The 26,539-nt window shown below is 63.4% G+C and carries 26 protein-coding genes; 11 read left to right on the forward strand and 15 right to left on the reverse strand.

Annotated features, from left to right (window positions below; translation table 11 throughout):
• Positions 1-4: 4 nt before the first annotated feature.
• The gene (locus G6N38_RS24840; protein ID WP_163750664.1) at positions 5-841 is read right to left on the reverse strand and encodes a class II fructose-bisphosphate aldolase; all 837 of its coding nucleotides are present in this window, start codon (positions 839-841) and stop codon (positions 5-7) included.
• A 72-nt stretch (positions 842-913) separates the two neighbouring features.
• Positions 914-1,489: a PaaI family thioesterase gene (locus G6N38_RS24845; RefSeq protein WP_163750666.1), complete on the reverse strand. Its 576-nt coding sequence runs from the start codon at positions 1,487-1,489 to the stop codon at positions 914-916.
• A gap of 101 nt (positions 1,490-1,590) precedes the next feature.
• Here G6N38_RS24845 and G6N38_RS24850 point away from each other — a divergent pair, with 101 nt between their 5' ends.
• Positions 1,591-2,256 carry a PadR family transcriptional regulator gene (locus tag G6N38_RS24850; RefSeq protein WP_246227415.1) on the forward strand — a complete coding sequence of 222 codons (666 nt, stop codon included), beginning with the start codon at positions 1,591-1,593 and terminating at the stop codon, positions 2,254-2,256.
• Here the strand turns inward: G6N38_RS24850 and G6N38_RS24855 are convergent, their stop codons facing one another.
• Complete coding sequence (locus G6N38_RS24855) at positions 2,257-3,963, reverse strand: 3-ketosteroid-delta-1-dehydrogenase (protein ID WP_246227417.1); 1,707 nt, start codon at positions 3,961-3,963, stop codon at positions 2,257-2,259.
• Positions 3,964-4,101: 138 nt separating this feature from the next.
• Here G6N38_RS24855 and G6N38_RS24860 point away from each other — a divergent pair, with 138 nt between their 5' ends.
• Together G6N38_RS24860 and G6N38_RS30840 are read left to right on the forward strand one after the other, a co-directional pair.
• A complete protein-coding gene (locus G6N38_RS24860; protein ID WP_163750675.1) occupies positions 4,102-5,247 on the forward strand; it encodes a 3-ketosteroid-9-alpha-monooxygenase, oxygenase component in 1,146 nt (381 codons plus the stop codon).
• 2 nt (positions 5,248-5,249) lie between these two features.
• Entirely contained in the window at positions 5,250-5,534 is a 285-nt protein-coding gene (locus G6N38_RS30840) for a ferredoxin (protein ID WP_170314183.1), read from the forward strand.
• A 212-nt stretch (positions 5,535-5,746) separates the two neighbouring features.
• Here the strand turns inward: G6N38_RS30840 and G6N38_RS24865 are convergent, their stop codons facing one another.
• Positions 5,747-6,733, reverse strand: coding sequence for a DUF2332 domain-containing protein (locus tag G6N38_RS24865; RefSeq protein ID WP_163750677.1), 987 nt, complete (start codon positions 6,731-6,733; stop codon positions 5,747-5,749).
• Positions 6,734-6,895: 162 nt separating this feature from the next.
• Here G6N38_RS24865 and G6N38_RS24870 point away from each other — a divergent pair, with 162 nt between their 5' ends.
• The 3 genes from G6N38_RS24870 (at position 6,896) to G6N38_RS24880 (ending at position 9,283) form a co-directional block, all read left to right on the forward strand.
• Positions 6,896-7,375: a GNAT family N-acetyltransferase gene (locus tag G6N38_RS24870; RefSeq protein ID WP_163750679.1), complete on the forward strand. Its 480-nt coding sequence runs from the start codon at positions 6,896-6,898 to the stop codon at positions 7,373-7,375.
• A 568-nt stretch (positions 7,376-7,943) separates the two neighbouring features.
• On the forward strand, positions 7,944-8,471 hold the full coding sequence (locus G6N38_RS24875) for a GNAT family N-acetyltransferase (RefSeq protein WP_163750680.1): 528 nt from the start codon (positions 7,944-7,946) through the stop codon (positions 8,469-8,471).
• A gap of 209 nt (positions 8,472-8,680) precedes the next feature.
• Complete coding sequence (locus G6N38_RS24880; protein ID WP_246227419.1) at positions 8,681-9,283, forward strand: HAD family hydrolase; 603 nt, start codon at positions 8,681-8,683, stop codon at positions 9,281-9,283.
• Positions 9,284-9,631: 348 nt separating this feature from the next.
• On the opposite strand, the gene G6N38_RS24885 is transcribed toward G6N38_RS24880, so the two are convergent.
• Positions 9,632-11,134: a malate:quinone oxidoreductase gene (locus G6N38_RS24885; RefSeq protein ID WP_163750682.1), complete on the reverse strand. Its 1,503-nt coding sequence runs from the start codon at positions 11,132-11,134 to the stop codon at positions 9,632-9,634.
• A gap of 108 nt (positions 11,135-11,242) precedes the next feature.
• On the opposite strand from G6N38_RS24885, the gene G6N38_RS24890 reads away from it, so the two are divergent.
• The gene (locus tag G6N38_RS24890) at positions 11,243-12,163 is read left to right on the forward strand and encodes a LysR family transcriptional regulator (protein WP_163750684.1); all 921 of its coding nucleotides are present in this window, start codon (positions 11,243-11,245) and stop codon (positions 12,161-12,163) included.
• A 193-nt stretch (positions 12,164-12,356) separates the two neighbouring features.
• Here the strand turns inward: G6N38_RS24890 and G6N38_RS24895 are convergent, their stop codons facing one another.
• The gene (locus G6N38_RS24895) at positions 12,357-15,839 is read right to left on the reverse strand and encodes an ATP-binding cassette domain-containing protein (protein WP_220101372.1); all 3,483 of its coding nucleotides are present in this window, start codon (positions 15,837-15,839) and stop codon (positions 12,357-12,359) included.
• Positions 15,840-16,143: 304 nt separating this feature from the next.
• Positions 16,144-16,995 (reverse strand): class I SAM-dependent methyltransferase, encoded by an 852-nt coding sequence (locus tag G6N38_RS24900; protein ID WP_163750686.1) that lies wholly within the window; start codon positions 16,993-16,995, stop codon positions 16,144-16,146.
• Between the two features lie 239 nt (positions 16,996-17,234).
• Here G6N38_RS24900 and G6N38_RS24905 point away from each other — a divergent pair, with 239 nt between their 5' ends.
• Both G6N38_RS24905 and G6N38_RS24910 read left to right on the forward strand, forming a co-directional pair.
• The gene (locus G6N38_RS24905) at positions 17,235-18,032 is read left to right on the forward strand and encodes an LLM class flavin-dependent oxidoreductase (protein WP_246227421.1); all 798 of its coding nucleotides are present in this window, start codon (positions 17,235-17,237) and stop codon (positions 18,030-18,032) included.
• A gap of 115 nt (positions 18,033-18,147) precedes the next feature.
• Positions 18,148-18,648, forward strand: coding sequence for an HAD domain-containing protein (locus G6N38_RS24910; protein ID WP_197748105.1), 501 nt, complete (start codon positions 18,148-18,150; stop codon positions 18,646-18,648).
• Positions 18,649-18,755: 107 nt separating this feature from the next.
• Here G6N38_RS24910 and G6N38_RS24915 read toward each other — a convergent pair whose 3' ends face one another.
• Positions 18,756-19,115 (reverse strand): DUF1761 domain-containing protein, encoded by a 360-nt coding sequence (locus G6N38_RS24915; RefSeq protein ID WP_246227423.1) that lies wholly within the window; start codon positions 19,113-19,115, stop codon positions 18,756-18,758.
• A gap of 297 nt (positions 19,116-19,412) precedes the next feature.
• Between G6N38_RS24915 and G6N38_RS24920 the strand changes: the two genes are divergently transcribed.
• Positions 19,413-20,084, forward strand: coding sequence for a class I SAM-dependent methyltransferase (locus G6N38_RS24920; RefSeq protein WP_163750691.1), 672 nt, complete (start codon positions 19,413-19,415; stop codon positions 20,082-20,084).
• A gap of 10 nt (positions 20,085-20,094) precedes the next feature.
• On the opposite strand, the gene G6N38_RS24925 is transcribed toward G6N38_RS24920, so the two are convergent.
• Complete coding sequence (locus G6N38_RS24925) at positions 20,095-21,003, reverse strand: hypothetical protein (RefSeq protein ID WP_163750692.1); 909 nt, start codon at positions 21,001-21,003, stop codon at positions 20,095-20,097.
• 190 nt (positions 21,004-21,193) lie between these two features.
• On the opposite strand from G6N38_RS24925, the gene G6N38_RS24930 reads away from it, so the two are divergent.
• A complete protein-coding gene (locus G6N38_RS24930) occupies positions 21,194-21,808 on the forward strand; it encodes a TetR/AcrR family transcriptional regulator (protein WP_246227424.1) in 615 nt (204 codons plus the stop codon).
• 27 nt (positions 21,809-21,835) lie between these two features.
• Here the strand turns inward: G6N38_RS24930 and G6N38_RS24935 are convergent, their stop codons facing one another.
• The 6 genes from G6N38_RS24935 to G6N38_RS24960 are packed head-to-tail and all read right to left on the reverse strand — an operon-like array spanning position 21,836 to position 26,535.
• Entirely contained in the window at positions 21,836-22,273 is a 438-nt protein-coding gene (locus G6N38_RS24935; RefSeq protein WP_163750694.1) for a nuclear transport factor 2 family protein, read from the reverse strand.
• 20 nt (positions 22,274-22,293) lie between these two features.
• Positions 22,294-23,076 carry an SDR family NAD(P)-dependent oxidoreductase gene (locus G6N38_RS24940; RefSeq protein WP_163750696.1) on the reverse strand — a complete coding sequence of 261 codons (783 nt, stop codon included), beginning with the start codon at positions 23,074-23,076 and terminating at the stop codon, positions 22,294-22,296.
• A gap of 8 nt (positions 23,077-23,084) precedes the next feature.
• The gene (locus G6N38_RS24945) at positions 23,085-24,161 is read right to left on the reverse strand and encodes a hypothetical protein (RefSeq protein ID WP_163750698.1); all 1,077 of its coding nucleotides are present in this window, start codon (positions 24,159-24,161) and stop codon (positions 23,085-23,087) included.
• Positions 24,148-25,188 (reverse strand): alpha/beta hydrolase, encoded by a 1,041-nt coding sequence (locus G6N38_RS24950; RefSeq protein ID WP_163750699.1) that lies wholly within the window; start codon positions 25,186-25,188, stop codon positions 24,148-24,150. Before G6N38_RS24950 ends, G6N38_RS24945 begins: the two co-directional genes overlap by 14 nt.
• Before the next feature lies 1 nt (position 25,189).
• Positions 25,190-26,053, reverse strand: coding sequence for an SDR family NAD(P)-dependent oxidoreductase (locus G6N38_RS24955; protein ID WP_163750702.1), 864 nt, complete (start codon positions 26,051-26,053; stop codon positions 25,190-25,192).
• Positions 26,050-26,535: a nuclear transport factor 2 family protein gene (locus G6N38_RS24960; RefSeq protein WP_163750703.1), complete on the reverse strand. Its 486-nt coding sequence runs from the start codon at positions 26,533-26,535 to the stop codon at positions 26,050-26,052. Before G6N38_RS24960 ends, G6N38_RS24955 begins: the two co-directional genes overlap by 4 nt.
• Positions 26,536-26,539 lie beyond the last annotated feature (4 nt).

Below are 26,539 nucleotides of genomic sequence, written 5' to 3' on the forward strand. Positions count from 1 at the left end.
GCGACTATCCGTGGATCGCGGTGATCAGCGTGGCGACCGTCTCGGCGATCGCATCGCGTGCGGGGGATAGGTAGCGGCGAGGATCGTTGACCTGAGGGTCAGCAGCCAGGTAGGCGCGCACCGCATCAGTGAACCGGACGTTGAGCAGCGTGCCCACATTGATCTTGGTGAGTCCCGCCTCGACGGCCTTACCCAGATCGGTGTCGGCAACACCTGAAGAGCCATGTAGCACAAGGGGAACCGATATCGCGGCACGCAGGCGCTTGACGAGCTCAAGATCCAGGGCGGCGTTACGCTGCGACATCGCGTGGGAGCTGCCGACCGCGACAGCCAATGCATCAACCCCGGTGGCTGCGACGAACTCGGCTGCCTCGTCGGGGTCGGTGCGCACGCCGGGCGCATGCGCACCATCCTTGCCGCCGACCTCACCGAGTTCGGCCTCCAGGAACAATCCCTCTTGATGTGCCCATTGCGCTGCGGCTTTCGTAGCAGCGACGTTGCCGGAATAGTCCAGGGCGGATGCATCGAACATGACGGACGAAACGCCGGTGCCGGCGCACGCGCGCAGGAGCTGCTCATCTTCGACATGGTCAAGATGAACCGCGACGTCGATTGCCGCCGCTGCGGCGACGGCGCTGGCCGCCGCGGCGATCGGCTGCAGCCTGCCGTAGTGGAATCTGACGGCGTTCTCGCTCAGTTGCAGGATCACCGGCCTACCAACATGTTCGGCTCCGGCGACAATGGCTTCGGCGTGTTCGAGCATGATGACGTTGCAAGCGAGTATTCCTGATCCCTCGCGGTAAGCGGTGGCGATCAGATCGGCGGTTCGAGCGAGCGGCATGTGCCTGTCCTATCAGCGGGGTGCCGCGGTGTCCAGCACGGCACCAAGGACGCTGTCAGCGAGAGCCTCCGTTTACCGCACCCGCGGTTGAATAAAGACTCCTTCCGCGCGCACGGTGACGCCGTCCGCGGTACTGAGGTGCCCGACGGCATAGGTCTTGGCTCCGTCGACTCGGTCGACGTGAGCTTCGGCCCGCACATCTCCGAGTCGCGTCCCCAGCTCGTAGCGCAGAGTGAGCGTCCCGGTGACCGCGGGGCGGCCGGGTTTGTGTGCGGTTGCGCCGAGAACGTGATCGAGAAGCAGCGCGCAGATTCCGCCGTGTACATGACCCGGTGGTCCTTCGTAAGCCGCGCCCAGCGTGACGTCGGCCCAGACACTGCCGTCGGCTTCATGGTGCACGACGAGAGGGGGAGCCAGGGCGTTGCGCAATCCAATGACAGCGTTACCCCACGCGCGAGGCCGCCCGTCGCTGCCCTGTTGAACGCCAAAAGACCCAGGGATCAGGGTTTCGCTCAATTCGTCGGCCGCGGCGTCGATTTTCGCTTTTGCTGACGCGATCCTGTCGGTATTGGATTGACTGCGGATGGTGACATCGACCAGCCGGCGAACGGAGTCGGTGAGCGACACGTAAAGCGCCTCGGGGTGCATACTCCAAGGTTCCAAGCGGTACCGGTCCCTATGCAATGCGGCGTCCCGGCCAGCGGTTGGTACAAGCGAAACCGCGTGACCTGGGTTGATACCCTCAATCCGTGACCGAACCAGAGCCTGCGACCACGCTGCCGCTGTCTGCGACGGGCTGGGCGCTGCTCGGGATGCTCTCCTACGACACGGAGCTGTCGGGTTATGACATTCGCAAGTGGATCGACTGGAGCATGCGGTACTACTACGGCAGCCCGGCGTTCAGCCAGATCTATTCCGAGCTGAAAAAGCTGGAAAAGATGGGTCTGCTCACCTCGCGACTGGATGGCACCGGCACGCGCAACCGCCGCCTCTACAAGATCACCCAAACGGGTATGGAAGCCGTAACCCGGTGGGCGCGGGAAGCCCCGCTGGAGCCGCCTTCACTGAAACACCCGGCGATCTTGCGGGTGACATTGGGCCATCTGAGCGATCCCGCTGCGCTCAAGCAGATGCTGCAAGACCACATCGCGTATATCGACGATATGCAACGCAGTGCCGCCAAAGAAGCACGGTGGGCCGCAGCAGATCCGTCATGGGCCTACGCCAAGGTCGCTCTGGACTGGGCGCAGCGCTACTACGCGTCCGAGCGCGAGCTCACCTTGAAGATGATCAAAGACCTCGATGAGGCAGAGGCGAACTTTCCGAAAGTCGGTGAGGGCGCGAAGATCCCGTGGCCGGATCCCGCGTATTGGTACGAGATCGAGCGCAAGGCCGACGCTGAAGACGTCGACTGACTACGAAGGGTTCGCCGCGTCGAGGGCGGCGATGTAGCCGTACACCAATCCTTGCGCGATGGTCGCACCAGCACCGGGATAGGTGTTTCCGAAGGCGTTGGCAGCCGTGTTACCTATCGCGTACAGCCCGGTGATGACGGTGCCGTCCTCACGGAGCACGCGGGCCCGCTCATCGGCGCGCAGACCACCGCAGGTGCCTAAGTCACTCAGCACCATCTTGACGGCATAGAACGGCCCTTTGACCAGCGGCCGCAGGTTCGGGTTGGGCGTGACCGTGGGATCGCCGTAATAGCGGTCGTATGCGCTTCGGCCCCGTTGGAAGTCGGGATCCTCGCCGGCGAAGGCGTTCTCATTGAATCGCGCCGTGGTCGCGCAGAAAGCATCGACGGGAACCCCCATTGCGGCAGCGAGCTCACTGAAATCATCTGCTCGAACAGCGATTCCTGCCTCATACCATCTTCGGGGGATGGCCATCCGGGGGAACAGTTCAGCGGCAAAGACATAGCTGTTGCGGTACTGCTGGTCGAAAACGATCCACATGGTGTCCACCGGCGTTCCCGCCGCTTCGAGTTGGAGAACTCGCTGTCCGAAGCTCATGTAGTCGGACGATTCGTTGGCAAACCGCTGACCGTTCTGGTCAACGATGAACGAACCGGGCAGTGACCGCTCAGCCAGCATCACAGCGGGGGCCGCGCCTGGCAGTGGCGCGACGGCGGGGAACCACCACGATTGATCCATCAGTGCAATGTCTGCACCGACATCTTGGCCGATCCGAATCGCATCACCGGTATTGGACTCTGCCCCGAGGCTGAGATTGCTTGCCAGGCTTTCGGATTGGAACTTCCACCGCATATCCATGCTGTGGTCGAAGCCGCCGGCGGCGAGTACGACGCCGCGCCGCGCTGTGACGGTGACGGTCTTACCCAGGTGTTCGACGACGGCTCCGGTGACGTTGGATCCGTCGGTGATCAACTCGGTCAAGGCGGTGCGCAACCAGATCGGGATCCCGGCGCGAATGGCACCGGCGAACAGACCGGCGGCCAGTGCCTGACCGCCGGCGGCATAGCGCCTCCCGAGGGCGAGGCCCCCAACACCCTGCGCAAGCCGCTTGGCGATAGTGGGCAGGCCCTTGCGGGGCACCCGACTCATGAGGTTCATCCATCGGTAGTCCGCGCCGGTGGTCGGCATCGGGAAGCTGGCCTCCATGATGCCGGGACGTAGATCGGGCAGGTAGGGGCCAAGAATCGCCGTGTCCAGCGGCCGGCATTCGCAGGTGCGTCCAGCAGCTGAACCACCCGGCACCTCGGGGTGGTAGTCGGAGTATTCCTTGGCCCAGAACAGCTTCATCGGTGTGGTGCGGCGGAGCATGTCGACAGTCGCCGGCAGGCCTGCGAGATAGGCCGTCGAACGCTCCGGTGGGGCCGAACCGCCAACGACACCGTCAAGGTACGTCTGCGCCCGGGTCGCGGAGTCAACACCACCGCATTCCTCGATCACCGAGCTCGACGGCAGCCACAGGGCGCCACCGGATCGGGCTGTCGACCCGCCGACGTGGGAAGACTTCTCGACGACAAGAACGGACAGCCCCAGCTCGTGGGCGGCCAGCGCCGCAGCGAGCCCGGTGCCCGACCCGACGACCAGAAGGTCCACTTCGGTGTCTGCGATGGTCAGTCCGGCGGGCACAGTGTCGTGGCTGGTGGCGGTCACGATTGCCGACGATAGGGCGGTCCGTGAAGATTTCGATTCCAGCATCCCTTTGAGCGGAACGCGGACCTCTGTGGGGCCATCAAGCGCAGTTCAATGGGTATCAGCCCGCGTATCCATCGATCGAAGGACGGACGCACAATGACGACGCATTCCGAGGCCGACGAAGTTCGGCTGATCGAGGCCGGTTCGGTGCCCACCCGGTTTGCCCGGGGATGGCATTGCCTGGGTTTGGTTCGCGATTTCGGAGACGGAAAGCCACACCAAATCAACGCCTTCGGCCAGAAGCTTGTGGTGTTTCGCGGCGAGGACGGTGCCATCAACGTGCTCGACGGATACTGCCGGCACATGGGCGGCGATTTGTCGCAGGGGACGGTCAAGGGCAACGAGATCGCATGCCCGTTCCATGACTGGCGTTGGGGCGGCGACGGCCGGTGCAAGTCGGTGCCCTACAGCAAGCGGACACCCCGGCTGGCGCGCACCGCGTCGTGGCCCACGCTGCAGCAGGACGGCATGTTGTTCGTCTGGAATGACCCCGAACGGAACGCGCCGTCAGACGACGTGACCATCCCACGTATCGCGGGTGCGACGAGCGACGAGTGGACCGACTGGCATTGGTACACCACGGTGGTTAATACGAACTGTCGCGAGATCATCGACAACGTCGTGGATATGGCCCACTTCTTCTACATTCACGGATCGCTGCCAACGCACTTCAAGAACATTTTCGAGGGCCAAGTGGCGACGCAGTATATGAACAGCGCCGGCCGTCCCGATATCGGGGAACCTGGCGAAACTCAGATGTTGGGGACGACATCGGTGGCGTCTTACTATGGCCCGTCGTTCATGATCGACGATTTGACCTACCATTACACCGACGTTGATCACCACACCGTGCTGATCAACTGCCACTATCCCATCGACGCTAATTCCTTTGTGCTGCAATATGGAATCATCGTGAAGAAGTCGGCTGAGTTGCCTGATGACCTGGCCATGCAAACGGCGATAGGTCTCGGTGACTTCGTCAGGATGGGCTTCGAGCAGGATGTCGAGATCTGGCGCAACAAGACCCGTATCGACAACCCGCTACTGGTGGAAGAGGACGGGCCGGTGTATCAGCTGCGACGCTGGTACGAGCAGTTCTATGTCAACATCGCCGATGTCACGCCAGACATGGTGGACCGCTTCGAATTCGAGCTTGACACCACCCAACCGACCGCAGCGTGGATGAAGGAAGTGGAGGCCAATATCGCGGCCAGGTCCTCGGCGTCCGGACCGGTGGGGTGACGATGACTGTGCGTCCAGACAACCGTCTCGACGACGCCCCGATGGTCCCGGTTGTTTGCGCGCGCTGCGGAGCTGGTGTGCACGTGCGGAAAAGCAGCTGGAACCAGACCAGCGTGCAGTGGAGCGGCCCCGCGTTGGATCGATGTGAAGAGCGGTGTACGGCCGTGCAATTAGTCGGAAATGGCGGACGAGGTCTGTTTCTAGCTTGTTCGGCACTCAAGAGATCGATTGCCGAGGCAGTGCGCGCTGGAACCGTCCCGGTCGTGGACAGCTCCACCGAGGCTTGAGTTTGCCGGTGAGTGTTGTCGTTGACGTCGACGAGACATACTGCGGTGGGCGGCTTTCGGCTTCCGGACCGGGCAGTTGGGGCAATGAGGGCGGTGGTGCACGGCTCCTTCGCCCTCACCTTCAAACTCGACAGAAGGGGTCAATGCATATCCCGTCGGTGCAGGGGTCAAGTTCAATCTGGTGTTGACACCAGGCCTGGGGTGGAACCCATTTAGGGCTGTGGCGAGCCCAGGATGGCCATGGTGCCGCCATGGCCGGATGACGTGGCCATAGGCGTGCGATCAAGGGCGGCGATGAAAAGATCATCAGGACTGGATGATTCGGGAACGCCAGAAGCGAAGGTGATCACGCCGCGGCCCTCAAAGCTGATCCAGCGAGCACCACTGTCAGCAATCGTCGTAGCAGTCTGAAGTCGGTCTTCTGCTGATAGATAGGCCAGGGTCGCGGAGTGCTGAATGACGGCGGTCGCCCCGGTGGGTACCTCTGCCAGGAGGGCGGTCAGGCCGTCACTCAGATCACCACGATCGGTGCGGATCGACACGTTTGCGGCCACGTTCAATGCTGCGAGGAGCCGGGCGCGTCGATCGTCGTGCTCCGGCCAGATCAGTGTGGTCAACCAGGCAGCAGTGTCTGGATCGGAGGCGTCTAGTGGGTTGAGGTCCAATCCGGCACGCCACACGACATCGGGTGTGGCGAGATGCGGTGGCAGGCCGCCCGTGGTGATCTGGCAATCGATGACGACCGATGAGGGCCCGGTGGGTGGGTGCACGATGGTGCCGTCGGAATAACGATAACTGTATTGGTCGGGAATGAGGCACAGCCCAGCGGCGGCACCGATCTCGATCAGGGCGATCGGTCCCGGTATCTGATGCACGAGAGGAAGCAAGACGGCGCATCGTGCGGGCTCGTTGGTTTGGGTGGAACGCTTCAGAATTGTGGTGCGTAGCCGGTCCCAGTGTGCCAGGACGCCTTCACGTAGGGAATCCGCGTTCCCGGGTTGCGCACCGTGCCAACGTAGACAGGCGAACACCAAGTTCGGTTGCCTCTTGGCTTGTGGCAGTCTGGCCAACCGGCTGAGGACTGCTGAATCCTCGACGACGGTGCGCGCCCACGACTCCAGGCTTGGCGAGCTGCCACGGGCCTGCTGGTCGGCAAACTGCGCATACACCTGCGCGATCCGGTCACCGACATCCACCATCTCAGGATGCCCTCCCGTCGCAGAGCTCGCCATTGCTGAAACAACGCGTTGGCCCGTTCTACTCTGGTCGGCATCGCTGATGGCTGTCTCATCACCTGATCAGCACGCCCGACCTGGTGTCTTCAGCAGCGCTGCGGGTGAATCGGCTGCAACAATCTGCACATGACAGCTAAGCCCGCCGTGCTGCTGCGCGCGGCGACCCCTGGCGACGATGCCTTCGTCGTCGAGATGGCGCGTCATGCGTGTGTCATTGAAGACTGGCCCCTTCCTGACCCGGACGACGATGAAGTGCTCGAGATGCTCCCGCCTTCTCAAGTCGTGCCGATCATCGCTGAGGATGAGGGCGGTGTACCCGTCGGCGCGGTGTGGACCTACCACAGCAGTCCGCCGCTGCGTTCTGATGCGGCCGGCGTGCCGTTGCCGGAACTGTGCATCGCTGTCGCGCCCGAGTGGCGCGGAGCTGGAATAGGCGGCTTGCTCCTGGCCGCGCTGTTCGCCGATCTTGCAAGAGATTTCGACACGATGTGCACCAACGTCCACGTACGGAATCCCGCCAAGCGTCTCTACGAGCGCACGGGATTCCGGGTGGTGGGCCAGGGCAACGGCCCGCTCGGGATCGCGATGGTCAAAGACCTCCGTTGACACGCTCCCGGAACTCGTTCAGCATCCAAACGCGAAGCTGAGCCTTAACTCGGTCGACGTCCTCGGCCTCGGTGTGCGACGGTCGAGTTATGTCCTGGGATATGCCGGATCGGCGTTGGCAGTTTCTGATCGGAGACGGCCGAGGTACTTTTGGACGCTGCTACCGTGCTGCCGTTGATTGCAGAGACCGACGTCGAGGGGGTCGGGTTCTACCGTGCCATCGGATTCACCGTCACCGCCCTGGGCGAGAAGTATCCTGGCGCGCAGAGGTTTCATGCCCACCTACACGCGCGACACGACGGAGCCACACGTTGAGGGCCTTGGTCTCCGTCCAGAACGGGGACAGCGGTCATATGACCTTGAGTCGAGTTGTAATTCGATAAGCCGGTCGGAGTCGTCCGTACCGTTGAGTAAACCCGTCGATCTCATCGGAATCGACTGATAATCTCCAAGTTCGATCGTTGTGGGCACGCGGCGGGCCGGCGATTGCGCTGCCAGAGTTAGGTGCTCAGGCTCAATCCATGGGTGTGGGGGCATGCAGTGTGACGAAACACGATCCGGGGTCGGCATGATTGAGGTTAGACAGGCGACAGCGCAGGATGCGATGGGTGTGGCGCAGGCGCATGTCCGCTCATGGCAAGTGGGCTATCGGGGACTCATCTCGCAGGGATACCTCGATGCCCTACGCCCGGAGGACAGGGCCCAAGGCTACGGCTTCGATCAGATGAAACGCGAAGGCCCTTTCACGCAGGTGGCCGTAGACGGTGACACGATATGTGGGCACGTCACTACCGGCCTAAGCCGAGACGACGACCGGCAAGGGGATGGGGAGATCTGGGCGATCTACGTCGACCCAGCCAGATGGGGCACCGGAGTCGGGCGCCACTTGATGGCCGCCGGATGCGAGCACCTCCGCCGTCAAGGTCTTGGCGCCGCGTGTCTTTGGGTGCTCTCTGGCAACGCCCGCGCCCGCCGCTTCTACGAATCCTTGGGATGGCGGTGGCAGGGGACCCAGCGGACCGACAACATCGGCGACGACGTTGTGTACGAAGTCCGCTACGAACGCGCACTGCTGCCGGCCAGCCTTCGATCTTGAGCTCGCTCGACGCGGGTGTCGCCCCCGGGGCCGTTCACCTTGCTGACCGACACGTCTCGGTTGAATGAGTCGACAGCGACGAACGGGCGGACGGCACGATCCGTCAGGCTGGGAGGTGGCTAGCGTTAGCAGTCGCTTCGTCCGGTGGGCCGCAGCTGGTGTGAAATCCTGGATCGGTGGGCTCAGGGTTCTTGTCGCAGATCCGATGCGTGGCGTTCGACGTCGGTGAGACGTTGGTCGATGAAACTCGGATATGGGCCGAGCTTGCGCAGCGGCTGGGCGTGACGCCGTTGACTTTGAGTGGTGTGCTGGGAGCCGTGATCGCCACTGGCAGAGGTCATCACGATCTCTGGGATATTCTCGGTGTCGACCGCCCCGTAGTTGGTCTGGACCCAGTTCATGGTGATCTGTATCCCGATGCTCTGGAATGTGTCGCGGCTGCGCGCCGGGTGGGGTTGACCGTCGGCGTCGCCGGTAACCAGCCTGCGACCGTCGAGCAGGTGCTCGTAGCGGCCGGACTGGAGGCTGACTTCGTCGCTTCCTCGATGACGTGGGGTGTGGCTAAGCCAGATCCCGAGTTCTTCGTCCGGCTGATCGCCGAAGCGCGCGTTCCTGCTGAGAGCATTTTGTATGTGGGTGACCGCCTCGACAATGACGTCCTGCCGGCCCGGGCGGTCGGGATGCGCACGGTGTTTGTCCGGCGCGGGCCGTGGGGCCATATTCACGCCCTCAAAGATGAAGCGGCGCTTGCTGATCTGCGTGTGGACTCCCTGCAGGAACTCGCCACGCTGTTAAGCGCTGTCCGCAGTTGAAGCCGACTCGCCGCTTTCTAGAGTGGGTTTTCGCATGGCGTGGTCGCGGGTGTGACCCATACGTTATGCGGCAGTCCCGGTTTCGATGGTGGTTCCGCCGAAGGTGAGGCGGTCGACGATCGCTGCGCAAAGCCTGGCTGCGTATTGGATCTGGCCGAGTGTCCGGTCATCGTCGGCCAGCAGCAGGAGGCCACGACGGTGGTGCCAGACGCCAATGGCATTGCTCTGGCGTCCAGGGCCGGACCTAGAGGAAATGTGACCGACCTTTCGACGTCCACGTGGACCGTGCGGCTGGGTCGATCGGCGGTGGACTGCCTATCTCAGTTGCGCATTGGCATGTGTCACCGATCAGCCCTCGTTGATGTTCAGGTGCAGAGCAGGGGTGGTCATCCGATCCGACTCGTCTACTGCTGTTGTGTCCCAGCGGCTGATGGTGAGGGCGGGTATAGCCATGGCCATTTCTGCGCTCCATGAGGTACGCCAGTCGTTGGGAAAGCAGCGTTGCAGGAGGTCGATCATGCTCGGTACAGCGGTCGATGCCCCAGGGGATGCGCCGAGGAGACCGGCGATGGATCCGTCGGCGCTGACGACGAGTTCGGTGCCCTGTTGGATGACCCCGATACGGCGGCGGTCGGGGGTGATCAGTTGCGCTCGTTGTCCTGCCGCGAAGAGTTCCCACTGGTTTGGGTCGGCGTGGGGGTAGTAGCGGCGAAGGTGAGCGAACCTCCTTCGCGGCCGAGCGGCTAGCTGAATGAGCAGGTAGGTGATCAGCGTCAGGTTTTGCAGGATCGCCGCTGCGATCACGTGCACGTTGTGCCAGCGAATAGTGGTGAAGAAGTCAGTCCACCGGCCGTGTTTGAGAAGTCTGGTGCTGAACGTTGCGTACGGTCCGAACATCAGGTGTGGCGTGCCGTCGATGACTCGTCTATCGAGGTGCGGCACCGACATCGGTGGCGCACCCATCTCAGCTTGGCCATAGACCTTGGTGTCGTGCTGGTTCACCACGGCCGGATCGGAACATCGCAGGAATGCCGCACCGACGGGCAGAACGGCGTATCCGCGGACCTCGGGGAGGTGTGCACGCTGTAACAGCCGCAGTGCGTGACCGCCAGCACCGACGAACACCCACCGTCCGCGCACCGTGAAGTCACCTATCTGGTTGCGGCCACATACAACCCACGATCCGTCACGGTCCTGGTGCAGCGCTTGCACCTCATGGCCCAAGCGGACCTGCCCACCACTCCGCGAGGTGATTATGCGGGTTAATCCCTTGGTGAGAGCGCCGAAGTCGACATCGGTGCCGCCTGGATGTCGAGTGGCCGCGACGACCTCGCCGGGATCGCGCCCCTGCATGACCAGCGGCGCCCATTGCGCGATCGTGGTGCGTTCATCACTGAACTCCATGCCGGAAAACAACGGATCGCAGGTGAGGGTCTCGAAGCGGCGACGCAGATAGCAGACATCGTGATCGCCGAACACCACGTCCATGTGGCCGGCGGTGTGGACGAATGTCTCCGGGTCGAGCAGTCCGCTAGCAGCGAGATGAGACCACCATTGACGGCTGGACTGAAATTGGGCCGCGATCGCTGAAGGTTTGGCGCCATCGTTGGGGTCGGGCATGTAGTTGAGCTCGCAGAATCCGCTATGCCCGGTGCCGGCGTTATTCCACGGGGCGCTGCTTTCGGTGGCCAGCGCGTCGGCGCGCTCCAGCATCACGATCCGCCAGCCGGGCTCGAGTAGTGCGAGCATCGAACCCAACGTCGCGGACATGATCCCGCCGCCGATCAACACGACATCAGCGGCCTGCCCGACACTGACGTTGTCCTCGGCGATGTGGGGGGATGGGGCCATGTGACACCAACTTTCGGCCAATCAATGATCTTGGTCTGCAGTGATGTCCAGGATTCGCCATGCACATCCGTTCCGTCCAATGAACGATCGGGGCGATATCATCCGATCATGGATCAATGGAGTGCGCAGCTTGCGCCACAACTACGGGCATTGGTCGCGCTCGCCCTCCACGACGGCCACATGACGCAAGCGGCAGCCAGCCTCGATATTCCGCAGTCATCGATGAGCCGGCGTATCAACGCCCTGCAGGCCACGCTGCGTGTTCCGCTGCTGATCCACAATGGCCGAACGGTTCGACTCACACGCGAGGCGCAACATCTGGCGTTGCGGGCCCGTGGTCCACTCGACGAACTGGACCAGATCCTCGCCGAGACCACTGGCGACGCAGACCCCGATCACGGCACTGTGCGCTTCGGCTTCCCGCTGACCATGGGATCCGGACACATCCCCGACCTACTCGCATCTTTTCGATACCACCACCCAGGAATTCGGGTGCAGCTCAAGCAGGCCCACGGATCCGAACTCGAAACGGACCTGCTGGCCGGCGACCTGGATCTAGCCGTCGTCATCCCCGCACCTACGCGCCTCCACCACATCACCATCGGCGCCCAAAGAATCTATGTCGCGGTGCCGGAGGACCACCATCTCGCGGCCGCGGGTGAACTGCAACTCGACGCTCTCGAAGGCGAAACGTTCATCGCCAACCCGCCCAGCTACAACCTGCGCCAACTCACCGAAACCTGGTGCCGCGAGGCCGGATACGACCCAGACGTTGCTATCGAAGTCACCGAGTTCGCAACCATCCGCGAACTCATCAGCCGAAACCTCGGCATCGCACTGCTACCTCACGATGACCGCACACCCACAGGTATCGCCGAGATCCCACTCGCCGGTCCGCACTACACGCGCACAATCGCACTGGCATGGGGCACCACCAGCCTGTCAGCGCCAACCCGCCGTCTCAACGACTTCCTGCTAAGTCACCGCGATCCGACCGCCGTAACCAACGTCATGACTCGCAATAGCTAGCTGCACCCAGGGGCCACCGTTCGTATGCGTGTGGACCGGGGGCGCGACCAATGATCGGTGGCGCGTCGTAAAGCTCTCTTGAGCTGGATTTTCGCGACGAGGACTAACAAGCCTCCACGAGATGCCAAGTGTTGGTTGACCCGGCGATAAGGGTTGAGCGCGCATCAGGTGCGGCCGCAGGGACACTAGACGTTCAGCCAGCCAGGTGATTCCAGGTATCGGCGAGATCCGACCATGGTCCGATGGCCGCGATTTGGCCGCGGACGAGAACGACCACTCTGTCGGCATTGGCCAGGGCGGCCTGCTTAGACGTGGCGCCGACGACTGTCGCGTGTTGTGCGCGCAGATTTGCCCACAGCTGGACCTCGGTGGTCGCATCCAAGGCACTCGAAATATCGTCGGCCACAAGGAGTTCTGACTCGGTCGCGAGTGCCCGGGCCAGCGCCAGCCGCTGGACCTGGCCGCCTGAGAGTCTCACCCCGCGGTGACCGATGAGTGCACTGACGCCGCCGGCTGCTTCGACATCGTCTGCCAGGCAGGCGTGGCTGATCGCCGAGGCGACTTGCCGATCGTGGTGGTCCATAGCGATGTTGTCGGCGAAGCTTCCCGACAGTACGCGCGGCACCTGGGCAACGTAGGCGACTTGTCCGGGGCGCAGGAATGTTTGGGGATCGGCGACGGGGGCGCCGTTCCAGCGGATCTCGCCGGTGTGGTGAACCAATCCGCATAGTGCTGCCAACAAGCTGGACTTGCCCGATCCAATCTGTCCGAGCAGCAGTACCAGCTCGCCCGCCTCGATGGTGAGGTCGACGCCGGCGATGCCGCGAGTGCCGTCATCGTGAATGGCACTGAGGTTGTGCAATTCCAGCCGTTGCAGCGGCTTTCGGGAAGCTGGGGTGGGTGGCGGGGCGGTTCCGGTCAGTAGGTTGATGCCCGGTGGGATGTCCATCAGATCAGCTCCGCCGGCGAACCGGCTGGTGGCCTGCTGCCACGCCCGCGTCCCGGGTGCTTCGGTGACAGCAGCGGCAACGACACTGCCGAAGTAGTCAAACCCGAAGACCGCACCGGAGACGAGCAGCGCTGAAGCCAGGCTCCAGCCGCCGCTGAGGTACACCGCCCAGGCTGTCAGGACGCCCAGATGCACGGTCACTATTGGCACGAGCGCGAGGATTGTCTCTACGCGGTGCTCTCGTACTGCTGCGTCGACACGATCCTTATCGACCCGAATGAGGTGTGCGTGTACGTCGTTGGTGGCTGCAGCGAGCTTGATCGTGCGGACGCACTCCAGGGTTGCGGCCAATGCCGATCCGAATGCGGCGCGCGATGCCGACGCGGCTGCGGCCGACCGGCCAGCGATGGACCTGCCGGCCACCGAAGCGGATGCCGAGGCGAGCATCACTGCCAGCAGAATGGCGCCCGCGATCAGTGTCCCGCTGAGCAGTGATGTGATGGCCACGATCAACACCGCGCTGATGACTTCGTTCCAACGGTCCGCGTAGCGAAGGAATCGGTCGGCATCTAGCAGTCGGGCCACCACCTCCCCAGGTGGTGTGCGGGCCAGTCGCCGCTGTCGGGTTTGGGCGGTGAGCACAGCCATCCGGATTTGCAGCACGCACACCGCCCACCAGGGTGAGTAGCAACGGACCGCCCAGGCCAGCAGGAAGGGCTGCACTGCGATAGTGATTGCGGTAGCGAGCGTCAGCAGTACTGGGGCGGTGCCGCTCTGCAGGGTTTGGACGGTATGTCCCCAGAGGTAGCCGGTGACGACGTTAGCGGGGTTGCCGACCAACCAGGTGAGGAGAAAGACCACACTGCCGAACAGTCCCCAGCGCGGGTAGGCCAGCACCACACGTGTGATGCCGCGGGCCAGGCTGGGCCCCGATTCGACCTCAGCCTGGCCGGTGGGCGGTCCGTGCCGGCGGGCCCCGCTGATTGTCGAGGAGTGCTCATCGATGGCTGACCGTGCGTCGACTGGGGTCACCTCGGCTCCAGACGCATCGAGGAGCCGCCGAAACGGGCCTGGCCGTGACTGCAATTCCGAGAGTGTGCCCGAATCGGCGATGCGGCCATGGTCAAGGACGACGACCCGGTCAGCACGCGCGACGGTCGAAAGCCGGTGCGCGATCACGATGCCCGTTCGCTTGGCCAACAAGCGGTCTGCGGCTCGGATCATTCGCTTTTCGGTAAGGGGGTCCATTCGTGCGGTTGCTTCATCCAAGATCACCACGTCGACGTCGCGAACCAGCAGCCGCGCGAAGGCGACGAGCTGCTCCTCGCCTGCTGACAGTGTGGTGCCACCGGGCCCGAGTTTGGTGTCGAGTCCATCGGGCAGGCCGTTGACCCAATCGGTCAGGTCCAGTTCGTTGATCGCCGCCTGCACGCGCTCACGCGGAAGGTCGGCGTAGAGGGCAATGTTATCTGCCAGAGTTGCAGCGATGATCTCGGTGCGCTGGGTGACCACCCCGACCGCTGCGCGCAAGCAGTGGAGGTCCAGGTCGCGGATGTCTATCCCACCGATGTACAGGGAGCCGGGCTCTGGCTCCACTGCGCGGGAGACCAGCGCCGCCAGTGTTGACTTCCCAGAGCCGGTTCGCCCCACGATGCCGCATGTCGTGCCGGCCGGGATACGCAGCGCAATTCCGCCGAGTGCGAAAGCGCCCTCCGCGTAGGAGAAATGTAGGTTGTCGAACACGATGTCGATGGGGCCATCGGGAACTGGCCTGCCGCCGACGGGTTCGGATTCGGCGGCGAGGAACTGCCGCAGCCGGATGACTGCACCCATGCCGGCTTGAAGGTCAGGTAATTGGCGGGCGAGGCCGGAGATCTCTCCGACTAGCGCCGCACTTACCAGCACCAGGGTCACCAGCTCAGCGACGCCCAGATGGCTGTCGGTAACCAAGGCGACGCCAGTGAGCACAACACCAGCAAGTAGTGCCTGAAGTACGCCGCCGGCACGAATGGTGATCCGTGATTCGACCGCGACGGCAGCTCGGAACCGTCGGTGGACAACGCCTGACAACTCCGCCACTCGCCGCAGGACGTACGCCTGGCCGAGGCTGGTCCGCAGATCATCGCGCGCGGCGATGGCCTCTTCGACAACGGCAGTGTGCTCAGTCCAGGCGGCCTCCTCCGCCACTCTTCGGTCGTTCAGTTCCCGCAGCAGCGGTCGGACGATCAGCACGATGAGAGGCCCCGCCACCGGGAAAGTGATCCACGCCGGCCACCATGTCGATCCAGCAACGATCCACATCGGTACCGCATAAGTCAACGTGCGCACCGCATCCCACACCTGGTGGCGCGCGAGCCCGCCGACCGCTCGAGCGTCGTCATCCACCCGATCGATGACCTCACCGACGGCCTGCTCAGACAGCCGCGCTAGCGGCTGCCGCCATGCAGCGGCCAAGAGATCGCCGCGCAGTCTGCCTTCTGCACGATCGGCCATCGCCGCCCAGACTGTCCGGCCCGTGGTGTCGGCGACGGCGCTCCCAATCAAACATCCCGCCAACACTGCGACCGTGGACCACAACGGGTCGGCGGCAAGCCGCCCGATAACGATGGCACTCAACGCTTGAAGCGCCGCGCCCAGCGCCATCGCGAGCATCGCGAGGACCACGACACCGCGACCCGCCCGCACCAGCCGCCGCCAGTCGACCGTGCGGTCCAGGTCATTGATCATTGCTGCTTGATGGACCGACAGGTGTGTCGGGGCCATCGAATACGAGGTCATCGTCCGGCCAAGGTCATCGTGCTGAGCGTAGAGACCCGCAGTGCCAGAATGCATCCCAATTTGACCCCCACGAGGGCCTGACTCTACCGGTGAGTGACGGCAATCAGCACGTGGATTTTTCGGCGCCGTGTCCGGCTACGCCCCGACGAGGACCTGTGGTTTTGCGCGCATGCTGACACTCCTTCGGCCGTTGCCTGGATCGGTGAACTGGAAGTTGGAGGCGGAGGTGCTAGATCCTGGGAGCTGCGCTCAGTCAGCGCCGTTGCGCCTGGATCAGCCAGTGCGCGGCGTCGTAGAACACGCCTTCATCGGTGAGATGGTCGGAGATGTTGGCACGCAACGTCTCTAGTGCGCGGCGGCGCGATCGGTCGTCCAGCTCGGCGAACGCGGATGCCGATTGGGCGGCGATGAAATCGAAGGCGTCGTCGACATCACGTCCGTAGAACATCGGTGCATGCAGTGCCGTCATCTCGATGTCGACAAAGCCGACGTCGCCCAGGATTTGACGTACACGGATCGGGTCACTGAGCGAGAACGGGTTCGGCGAGCTCGGCGAAGGAACCGGGAGGTCGCGTCCGCCTGCAGAGATGGTGCGGAACGTACGGATGCCCTCATTGCGGTCGAGTGGTTGCCACACCAACTGGACGAGTCGCCCAGCTGGCCGGAGTGCGCGTGCGATGTTGGAAAAGGCCTTGGTCGGGATGCCGAAGAACATGGTCCCGTGCCGGCTCACCGCGGTGTCGAATCGAGATTCGCCAAAGTCATACACCTGTGCGTCTGCCTGAACGAACGACACATTGCTCAGCGCTTCTGCTGCGGCACGCGTGGTGGCGAGCTCCAGCAGTGGCGAAGATAGGTCGACCCCTAGTGCCGAGCCGCGGTGGGCGATCCGTGCGGCATCGCGGGTGACCTGTCCGGCCCCGCAACCGATATCGAGAACCGCCGAATCATCGTGAATACCCGCGGCGTTGAGAAGTTCTGGGTGATACGCGGCCATGCCTTGATCGAATCTGTCAGCCCGGTCGGACCAGAAGATGCCATTGGCGCCGTCCCACGCGTGGAATTGATCGAGATTGGCGGAATCCAGGATCGCAATGCCACGCATCGGTCTATCCCCATTTCGACTGATGGCTTTCGCGCTCGCGGTCGGTGCCACGGGCCTCAAGCAGGCCTGCGACGCAGCAGTGCGCGGCGCTCGACGGAGACGATCTGTACCCACACCACAGTAGCGTCCGCGCTCGGACTGGACCACCCTGCGTTTGATGCACCGGCGTCATGATTTTTGGCCCCACAGTCCAGGGCGGTTGGCCTGGCGGGCTGGAGGCCCATGGTTACGGTGGGCTGATGCGTCACGCGATCTATCTGCCGTTGTTCGGCGCTTTGTCCGATCCGTCTGCGATCGCAGACATCGCTGCTGCAACCGAACAGGCCGGGTGGGACGGGCTGTTTGTGTGGGATCACGTGTTGAGTCCGGTCGAGGGGCGGTGGGAGATCGCTGATCCTTGGATCGCACTGGCCGCGGCGGCGATGGTGACAGAGCGGATTCGATTGGGCCCCATGGTGACTCCGTTACCACGGCGACGCGTGCTCAAGCTGGCGCGTGAGACGGTGACCCTGGATCGGCTGAGCCGGGGACGTCTCATTGTGGGGTTGGGCACTGGCGGCGACATCGCGCGGGAGTACTCGGCGTTCGGCGAGGATAGCGACGCGCGCCGACTCGGTCAGGTGCTCGATGACGGTACCGCTGTGCTGACGGCTCTGTGGGCTGGTCAAACGGTGACTTCCCGAAGGGCAGTGGTCATCGAAGCGGTGGAGGCGATGCCCGGCCCGGTTCAACAGCCACGGATCCCGCTGTGGTTTGGTACCGCACGCGCCGCCGGTAGACCGATCGACCGGGCCGCTCGCTACGACGGCATCTTCCCGCTCGGAGCGGATGCCATGAGAGTCGCGCGTATTGCAGATGCCATCGAGCAGGTACGGGGAGGAAGCTGCGCAGGCTTCGATATTGCGGTGGCGGCGCAGCCGGGTGACGATCTCGCCGGGTTGGCAGCTGCGGGTGCTACCTGGGCATTGCACGCCTTCTGGCCAGGCCACCGACCGGATCAGGTGCTGCGGGTCATCAGCCGAGGGGCACCGGACTGATCCACGTGGTCGGCCAAATCAAGTTATCCGGTTCGCTTCTGGCGCGGCCCACCCTGAATGGTTCGACGTCGGCCGTTTGTCGCCGCCGCAAGCGGCCTGCCGATAGGTTGTGGTGGTGGCCGAACGCGCGCTGCTATTTCTGGATGTTGACGGCACCCTGCTACCGGGCGGCGGGAAAAAGCTCGATCCGGCGCTGGTCGATTGGCGGGAATGGCAGAGCCACCGCAATCCGCAACTGGCGCGAATCGACCGCACGCACGGTAGACATCTGCTGGGCCTTGACTGCGATCTGATCTGGGCCACGGCCTGGATGCACGATGCCAACGAGGTGATCGCGCCGCTCCTCGGACTTCCGCCTCTGCCTGTGGCTGATCTGCCCGAAGCGCCGCTGGAGGATCCGGTCGGCACCCTGCATTGGAAGACGGCGGCGTTGGTTGCAGCTGCCCGTGGGCGTCGCTTCGTCTGGCTCGACGACGAAATCTCAGACGTCGACCGTACATGGGTCGATACGCATCACAAAGGACCAGCATTGCTTCACCGGGTCGATCCGAGTTCAGGCCTGACTGGTGCTGACTTCGCCGTGATCAGCAGCTGGCTGCTCGGGGGTGTTCTGTGATCCGCCGGCGAACCGAGCTCTGCGCGAAAGTCGTCATGATCGCCGGCGCCGGCCGCGGCATCGGGGCGAGCCTTGCGCGGCAGATGCACAGCCAGGGTTAGTCCCGTCTAGAACAGTCCGATCGCGAGAGCCATTGCAAGGAACAGCGTGAGTTGATAGGCGCTGTTGATGATGGTCAGCCGCGGCGGCTTCAGCTCAAATGCGTTGTGTTGGAGCAATGTTGTGGCCGAGAAGGCCAGCCAGGCTGTGGCGCCGACGAGAAGCGCGAGCCACGCAGAGCGGTGGCCGGCGGCGGCGAAAGTGACCGCGATGGCGACTGCCAGCCCCACCGCAGTCACCGTATTGGCGACAAGTAATTGAGCCATGTTCCGTCTGCTGGCTGCTTTGGATTGTTCGGCAGTGAGGCCGGTCAGGTCCCACCATGTGGTCGCGAAGAGCTTTCCGTACCACACACCGGCAATCGCCATCCCGGCGACGATTGCGATCACTACACCGAGCCAACTCAGCTGCATCTCACGGCTCCTCGACTGCGCTGTGGGGGTGTCGTCATGGTCCGCGGTCACGGGCACCGCATGTAATTTACAAGTGCACAATCAAAAATGAAGTGCCATTGGGCGGCGGGATGAACGAGCCACTCAACGAAGTTCTCGATGTATACGGCGGGGCTGACCGGTGGCCAACAAGACCTTGCGGCGGTATTTGCCCCTCGTCGCGGTGCCACCAGTGCCGATCAAGTGTCAGCGGCCAGCACTATCGTGACTGGAATGAGTCCGCGACCGCCGCCGCGACCTGCCGATCTTGATGCCGTTCGCGACTCGTATGACCGCGTAGCTGACAACTACGTCGAGATGGTGACGACCACGGGCATCGGGGACATCGGCACCCACCCGTGGCTCAAAGCGGCGATGGACGCATTCGCGGGCGCAGTCGCGCCGATAGGCCCTGTCCTCGACGTCGGCTGCGGGCCAGGAACGGTCACGGCCTATCTTGCCGAGCGCGGTATTGAGGTCTCAGGAGTCGATCTTTCACCACGCATGATCGACCACGCGCGACGCCTGCATCCCCAATGCGCGTTCACTGTTGGCTCGGCGACCGACCTCGACCTCCGTGCGGCATCGCTGGGCGGAGTCCTGGGTTGGTGGTCCTTGTTCAACTTGCCGCGCAATGTCCTGCCCGCAGTTCTGGCCTCTTTTGCTGCGGCTTTACGTCCGGGCGGTCAGCTGATCATTGCTACCCACGTCGGTGACGACGATGTCGAGCGGACCGAGGCCTACAACGGGGTGCCGGTCCAGTGGACCACCTACCAATGGCAGCCAGAAGAACTCATCACCCAAGTGCAAGAGGCGGGATTGCGACTCGTGGCCGACCTCCGCCTCCCCGCCGATCAAACCAGCGGACCCGCCACCATCCTTGTCGCACAACGAGACAGCCCATAGCCGGCCGGCCTCACTTGGACGACACCGGCATGAGGGGGATCTTCTTCATCGCGCTGGTGCGGGGGTCCGGAGCGGCAGCCGCGGCTTGGTGGTTCTCTTCGCCTCGGGTATAGGTCCACACGCAGAATGGCTCGCCTTGAGCGAACGTGAAGTCTTTGGGCGGCAGGTTGATATCGAGCTTGCAGCCCGGAAAGAACGGTGCTGAGATCCGCTGTTCGAAGGTGCAGTTCATCCAGGCCCGTGCTGGTGGATACAGCCCTTCGTCCGTGTATTTTTGGAGTACTTCGCAACGTCGCATGTTCAACACGACGTGATCAGGGTTGTAAACGATGTACTCACCGCCATACCCCAGGGTGCCGTCGATGCTCAGCACCGCAAGTTTGAGGAAATCGACCACATGCACGGGTTCGATCTTGAAGACCTTGGCCAGCTTCGGATACTGGTAGTCGATGATGAGCTGGTACATGTCGGGTAATCCGAGCCAGACCTCTTCTTCAGGGATGATCTTTGTCCACTGATCGATGAAGTAGTTGTGCCCCTTGAGGTATTGGTCCCAGTAGGTCTTGATGAGCCGGATCAAGGCGGGCTTGGTGAGGTCTTCGGTCTGCACATCGAAGGGGATGGCCTGGTACTGGGCGTTCTTCCAGTCCCAGCCCGGGGGAGCGATGAAGCGGCCCATCGGCATCACCTGGCGTAAGCCCGCCCGCGAGACCTCAGCGGCGATATCCATGGCGGTATTTATCCCCACCTTTTCCGAGTAGATCTTGACGTGCGCATGGGGCACGAAGTTCAACACGTCCTCGAAGACGCGCGCGAGGCCGAGTAGGAAGTCACGCGAAAAGTCTTGGATATTACCCACTTTGCCCATGAATTCGTGGGTGTAGTCGTCGTAGTTGAGTTCCTCGGCATCGGTGGTCACGGGGTTCCTCCTGGGTGGGCTGCGATCGGGCAAGGGCCTGTCAGAGTCCGCACATGTGGCAGAATCTGACAGGTTGACGCTAATCGTGGAGAGAAGCAGGTCACTAAGTGATTCCCGATCATCGGGAGGTCGGTGAGCCGGTGAGCGCGATGAAGATGAACGAGCTGGACAGGCCGGAGGAGCCGTAACTGTGGGTGTAGCGGGTAGGCCGGCGACGTTGACCGAACGGCGCGCCGCGGAACTGCGGCTGGACATCGCGTTGGCGGCGCGCGAGTTGTTTCTCGCCGATCGGTCGACGTCGGTGACTGTGGAGAGGATCTGTGACGCGGTGGGCATCGCGCCGCGGACGTTTCACCGTCACTTTCCGGTTAAGGAAGACGTCATCTTGCCGTTGTTCCGACAGTTCGGCAGCCTGAGCATTCAGGTGCTGGCCGATGCGGGATCACACGGCGACACCGTTGATGTTCTCGTCAAGGCGTTCAGCACCGAGGTGCCCAAACGTGGACGAATCGAGATCGATCGCACCTTCATGGCGTTGGTGATCGGCGACCCCCAGTACCGGCTGCGTTGGCTGGATTGGGGCCAAGACCTCGTCGTCCCGATTACCGACTTTCTCGAGGGCCGGTTCGACCTTGGGACTGACGCGTACACCCGAGAATTGCCCGCTCAGTTAGTGATTCAGACCTGCCGCTATGCTTACATCCACTGGGTGACGGATGGTGATTTCACTCGATTGCGGTCGGCCTTGCGGGCCGGTATGCGCATGATCGTCGGCGCCCTACCGATTCGGTCACCACAGACCTGATCGGTACGCGGTTTGGGACGGGATCGCCTAGCTGTCAAAGATTTCCAGGGGACCGACGTACCCCCGGTTGGCTTTGATTCGTTCAGCGAGGCGCCAGCTGCCATCGGCGCTTCGGCGCCAGGTGTCGTGGTAGTCACCCAGCGTGTAGAAGCGCACCGACGGGTCGGCGGTCGAGTTCAGATGAACGTCGCGGACGTAGGCCTTGCTCCTCGCGATATCGCCGTCGACATCGATGACGATATTTCCCAGTAGATGCTGAGTGGGCCCACAGCTGTCGAGATATCCACGGATCAGGCCGATGATCGCCGCGTTTCCTGCCACGCGTCCGGACCCGAAATCTCCTTCCGCATCGGCGGTGAGAATGCCGGCCATCGTCGCCCAGTCGCGATCGTCCATTGCGCGCGCGAAGAGGATCAGCGCCCGCTCGATAGCGCGCTCATCGCGCAGCAGGGGATCTGAATTCATGTGCTCGTTCCTATCACCGCTCAGGAGTGCGCTCCGCCGTCGACACGGATCTCGGTGCCGGTGATGAACGCGCCATCGTCGGAGGCAACCATGGCGATCACGGACGCAACCGCGCTCGGGTCGCCCAGGATTTCGCTCTCAGCGCCGTGCACCAACGGGGTCTGCTTGGTCCACAATCCGAGGTCGTATCCCTCGGGCATCTTGTCCAAAGTGCTGTTGGCCAGCGCGGTTGACACTCCGCCGGGTTGTATGTTGACGGCGCGCAGGCCCTGCTTCGAATACTCCAGTGCCAAGGAGTGGGTGAAGCTGAGGATGCCGCCCTTGCTGGCGGCATAGGCCGCCATATACGGATGGGCGAAGGTGGCCGCGGTTGAGGTGAAGTTGACTACGACACCACGCCCCGATTCCAGCAGCGCCGGCAACGCCTGACGTGTCATGAGGAAGGTGCCGGTGAGATTGACCGCTAGTGTGCGGTTCCATTCATCGAGGCTGGTCTCGTGGGTATGCGAACACGTCTGTATGGCAGCAACATTCACCAAGACGTCAAGCCCGCCCAACTCGGCCACGGCCGCGTCCACGGCGGCGGTGACCTCGCTTTCACAGGAGATGTCTAGGACAGCGGTTGTCAGCCGCTTGGCCGTGCCGGCATCTTCAGCGGAGGCAGTGGTGGCGGCCAAGCCGCCGACGGAGATGTCGTAGGCCACCACCGTGGCACCTTCGTCGAGCAGGCGGGCCACCGTCGCCGCGCCGATACCCGATCCGGCGCCGGTGACAATCACGCGGCGATCTGAGAAGCGTTCCATCCGGGTGCTCAGGCGAACTGAAAGGCGCTCACCGGCGCCTCATCTGGGTAGCTGGTCGGGCCGCCGAGATCGTAAGCGGCGTTGAGCGCTCCGATGAACTGTGGATCGTGCAACGGCTCGCCCGGCACATCGAGTTTGATGCCCTTTTCCTTGAGATCGTCGACCATCATGCCGATTGCCCGCTCGATCGTGATGTCGTCGGATCCGTCCATGTTCTTTTTCAGCTCGTCGAAGTCAGCGAACACTTCAGCCGACCAATGCACGAGGAACCGCAACTCGTTCGTGTGGTGGCGGGCGATGACGTTCTCACCGTTCTTCAACAGCCAGTGGTCGCGGTCGGCAGGGTCGCCGCCGAACACGGTATCGAATGCCAGGCCGGTCGGAACCTGTTGATTCAGCGGTCCATTGGCCTCACCGCGGTGCATCATCATCTCGTTCTGCACGACAACGCCACGATTGTTGATGGGCGGTAGGACCCGGCCGGGGGGCTTGAGCGGACCGTCGGGCCAGTAGGTGAAGCCCGAGCCGTCATCGAGCGAGAACCAGGTGATGACCTGTGCCATTTTGATCAGGTACTCCGTGAACAGCCCTGACTTACCCATCACACTGCACAACCAGGTCGGGGCGTTTTCATGGCGCACCCCGCGGAAGCTGGGGGAGTCTAAATGGCCTGGGTCGCGATTGGCGCACGGCCCATTGATGTTGAACAGCATCATCTCTGGCTTGGCGTACTGGGCGTTCCAGTAGCTTTTTGCATGCTCGATGAAGTCGGCGTTGTAGAAGCAGTCATGTAACTCGGGGTAGAGGACCGTTCCGTAGTTGGCCAGATACCCGCGGAACGTCGGGGTCAGGAACAGGTCGAGGGATGGGGTGAACGCCTCGGGGAACGCACCGCTCATGGTGGCCATCAATTCGTCGGCCGAAGCGAAGTGCTGAGCGATGATGAGATTCCAGGGGCCCTCGGCGTGGACGACGTTGAGCAGCCGCTGGCGCTGATCCTCGGTGTAGACATCGCTGATCTCGCGTGGCGGGGCGACAGGACGCAGGACATCGGACAGTTCGAGACGCCGCTCATCGGTCAGCATGGTGCTCTCCTTCAGTGGTGAGATATTCGATTGTGGGTAATGCCCGCACGGATGATCGGGTGGGCGTCCGTTGATCGGGAGATTCGTTGTCAGAAAGACGATGCGCAAATTTCACGTGGAGCAATGCGCCGATTTCTGCGATTGCCAGGCGGCCGCGTGCCGTGGTGTCGGAGCGCATCAGGAAGCCGTGGTACACCCCGGGATAGCGCGTCATCGTGGTCTGCACACCTGCCTCACGCAACCGGCGTGCGTAACGTTCCCCCCAATCCCGGATCGGGTCGCACTCCCCGGTGACGACGATGGCCGGCGGCAGGCCGCCCAGATCGCTGGCATAGGCCGGGATCTGGTACGGATCGTGGGGCGATCCGGCCCCGCCGTCGACCAACTCGTGCATATACACGATGTCGTCGTGGCGCAGCATCGGAGCATCCGGCATCGAGGTGATCGACGGTGCGCCCATATCTCTGTCCAGACCGGGGTAGAGCAACACTTGCGCGCAGATCCGTGGTCCGCCGCGGTCGCGGGCGGCGAGCGCCACGGCGGCGGCCAGCGAACCGCCTGCACTGTCGCCGACGATAGCCAGCCGGCCGATGTCCAGGTCCAGGTCGTCGCCGTGGCTGCTGATCCACTCAGTGGCCGCATACGCGTCCTCGAATTGTGCCGGCGGCGGAGACTCGGGCGCCAGCCGGTATTCGACGGCTGCGACCGCAGCGCCGCTGGCGTGGGCGAGCTCGCGCGCCAGCGGCTCGAAGGAATGGTTGGAACCCATCACCAGCCCGCCGCCGTGCAGGTGGACGAGCACCGGAGAACCAGACTCGGTAGTAGGGCGGTACAGGCGAAGGGGGATCGGGCCGGCGGGTCCCGGCACCGTCAACTCGTCGATGCTTGCCATTGGCTGCATGTCGGGGCGCGGTGCGGATTCGAGCCCGGCCCGTACGGCGGCCAATCCCCGGGCGCGCATCGGAGCGACGTCACCGAAGGACGCAACCCGGTCAGCGGCGTCACGGTCGAGCTGGGGGAGGCGCATGTCAGTTCTCGATCGGGTCGAACCGACGCTGCGTGCGCAACTGGGGAGCCTCTTGATTGGCCAACACGCGTGCCCGCTCCGCCATCGCCGACCCGACGTAGTCGGGTTGGGTGAGCAGATAGAACCGGCCTTCGGCGGCTTGCTCGAACACCGCTTCGGCAGCGGCCAGCGGGTCCATCGCGTCGGCCTTGATGTCGAGCATGGCGGTGCGCTGGGCCTCCGCAGCGTTGGTGTCACCGGATTGCACGCCCCCGGCGGACTCGAAGATATTGGAGACCACCGCGCCGGGCAGTACCGCTTGAACGTGAACGTGGTGGTCGTGACCGGCGGCCTGGACTTCCAGATGCAAGCACTCGGTAAGCGCGAGCACGGCATGCTTGCTCACGATGTACGGCGCCTGCAGGGGAACCACCGCGACCCCGCCGATCGAGGACAGGTTCCATACCCACGCAGGTGAGCTGGTAGCCATCATCTTGGGCAGAAACGCGCGGATACCGTGGAAGACCCCGCTGACGTTGATGTCCAGCACTCGCCGCCAGTTGGTGACCGGGGTGTCCCAGAGGTAGCCGAACTGTTCGATTCCGGCGTTGTTGATCAACAGTCGCACGTCGCCCAGATCGCGATACACGTCGTCGGCCAGAGCCTGCACGGCCTCGGCGTCGCTGACATCGCACACCGCGTCGAGCGCGGAACCACCTGCGGCAGTGAGCTCTTCACGAAGGGCCGCCACCGCCGCGGCGTCGACATCGGCCAGCACCACCGTCATGCCCAGCCGGCTCGCCTGACGAGCCAGGCCCGCACCGATTCCCGCGCCGGCGCCGGTGATGACGGCGACTCCGCCGCCGAAGGTCTCGCGTGCGCTCACGCGGGGGCGCTGGCGGAGGTGTTGGCGGTGTGCTGCGCGAGAGGCACGGAATCCTCGGCGTCGAGGATCACCGTCATCGAGGTGAACACGAGGCCGTCGTTCGATCGGCGGATGCCGGCGTCGACGACGCCGCTGGAAACGGCGAACGGAACGTTGTTGGTGATCTGGTTGACGAACAGATAGAACCGGACCGAGGTCACGTCACCGTCGACACCGGTGCGGAAAATGTTGGTCGCGTGGTGGCGGCACGGGTACGGGTTCTCGTTGCGGTGCTCCATGAGCCACGCGCGGGTTTGCTCGCCGCCGTGAAGTTCGGCCGCGAGGAGATGCTCGAATGGGCAGTTCCCGGAATCCGAACGGCTCAGGTAGTGCATCTCGTCGCCGATACGGGCGTCCACTTCGTTGAAGTGGCCCTGGTCGTAGTGATACCAGAACCCCGCGATGAACTCCTGGACCTCGGACAAGGCGATCTCGTTGCTCATGACG

Source organism: Mycolicibacterium helvum (assembly GCF_010731895.1).
Taxonomy (GTDB): domain Bacteria; phylum Actinomycetota; class Actinomycetes; order Mycobacteriales; family Mycobacteriaceae; genus Mycobacterium; species Mycobacterium helvum.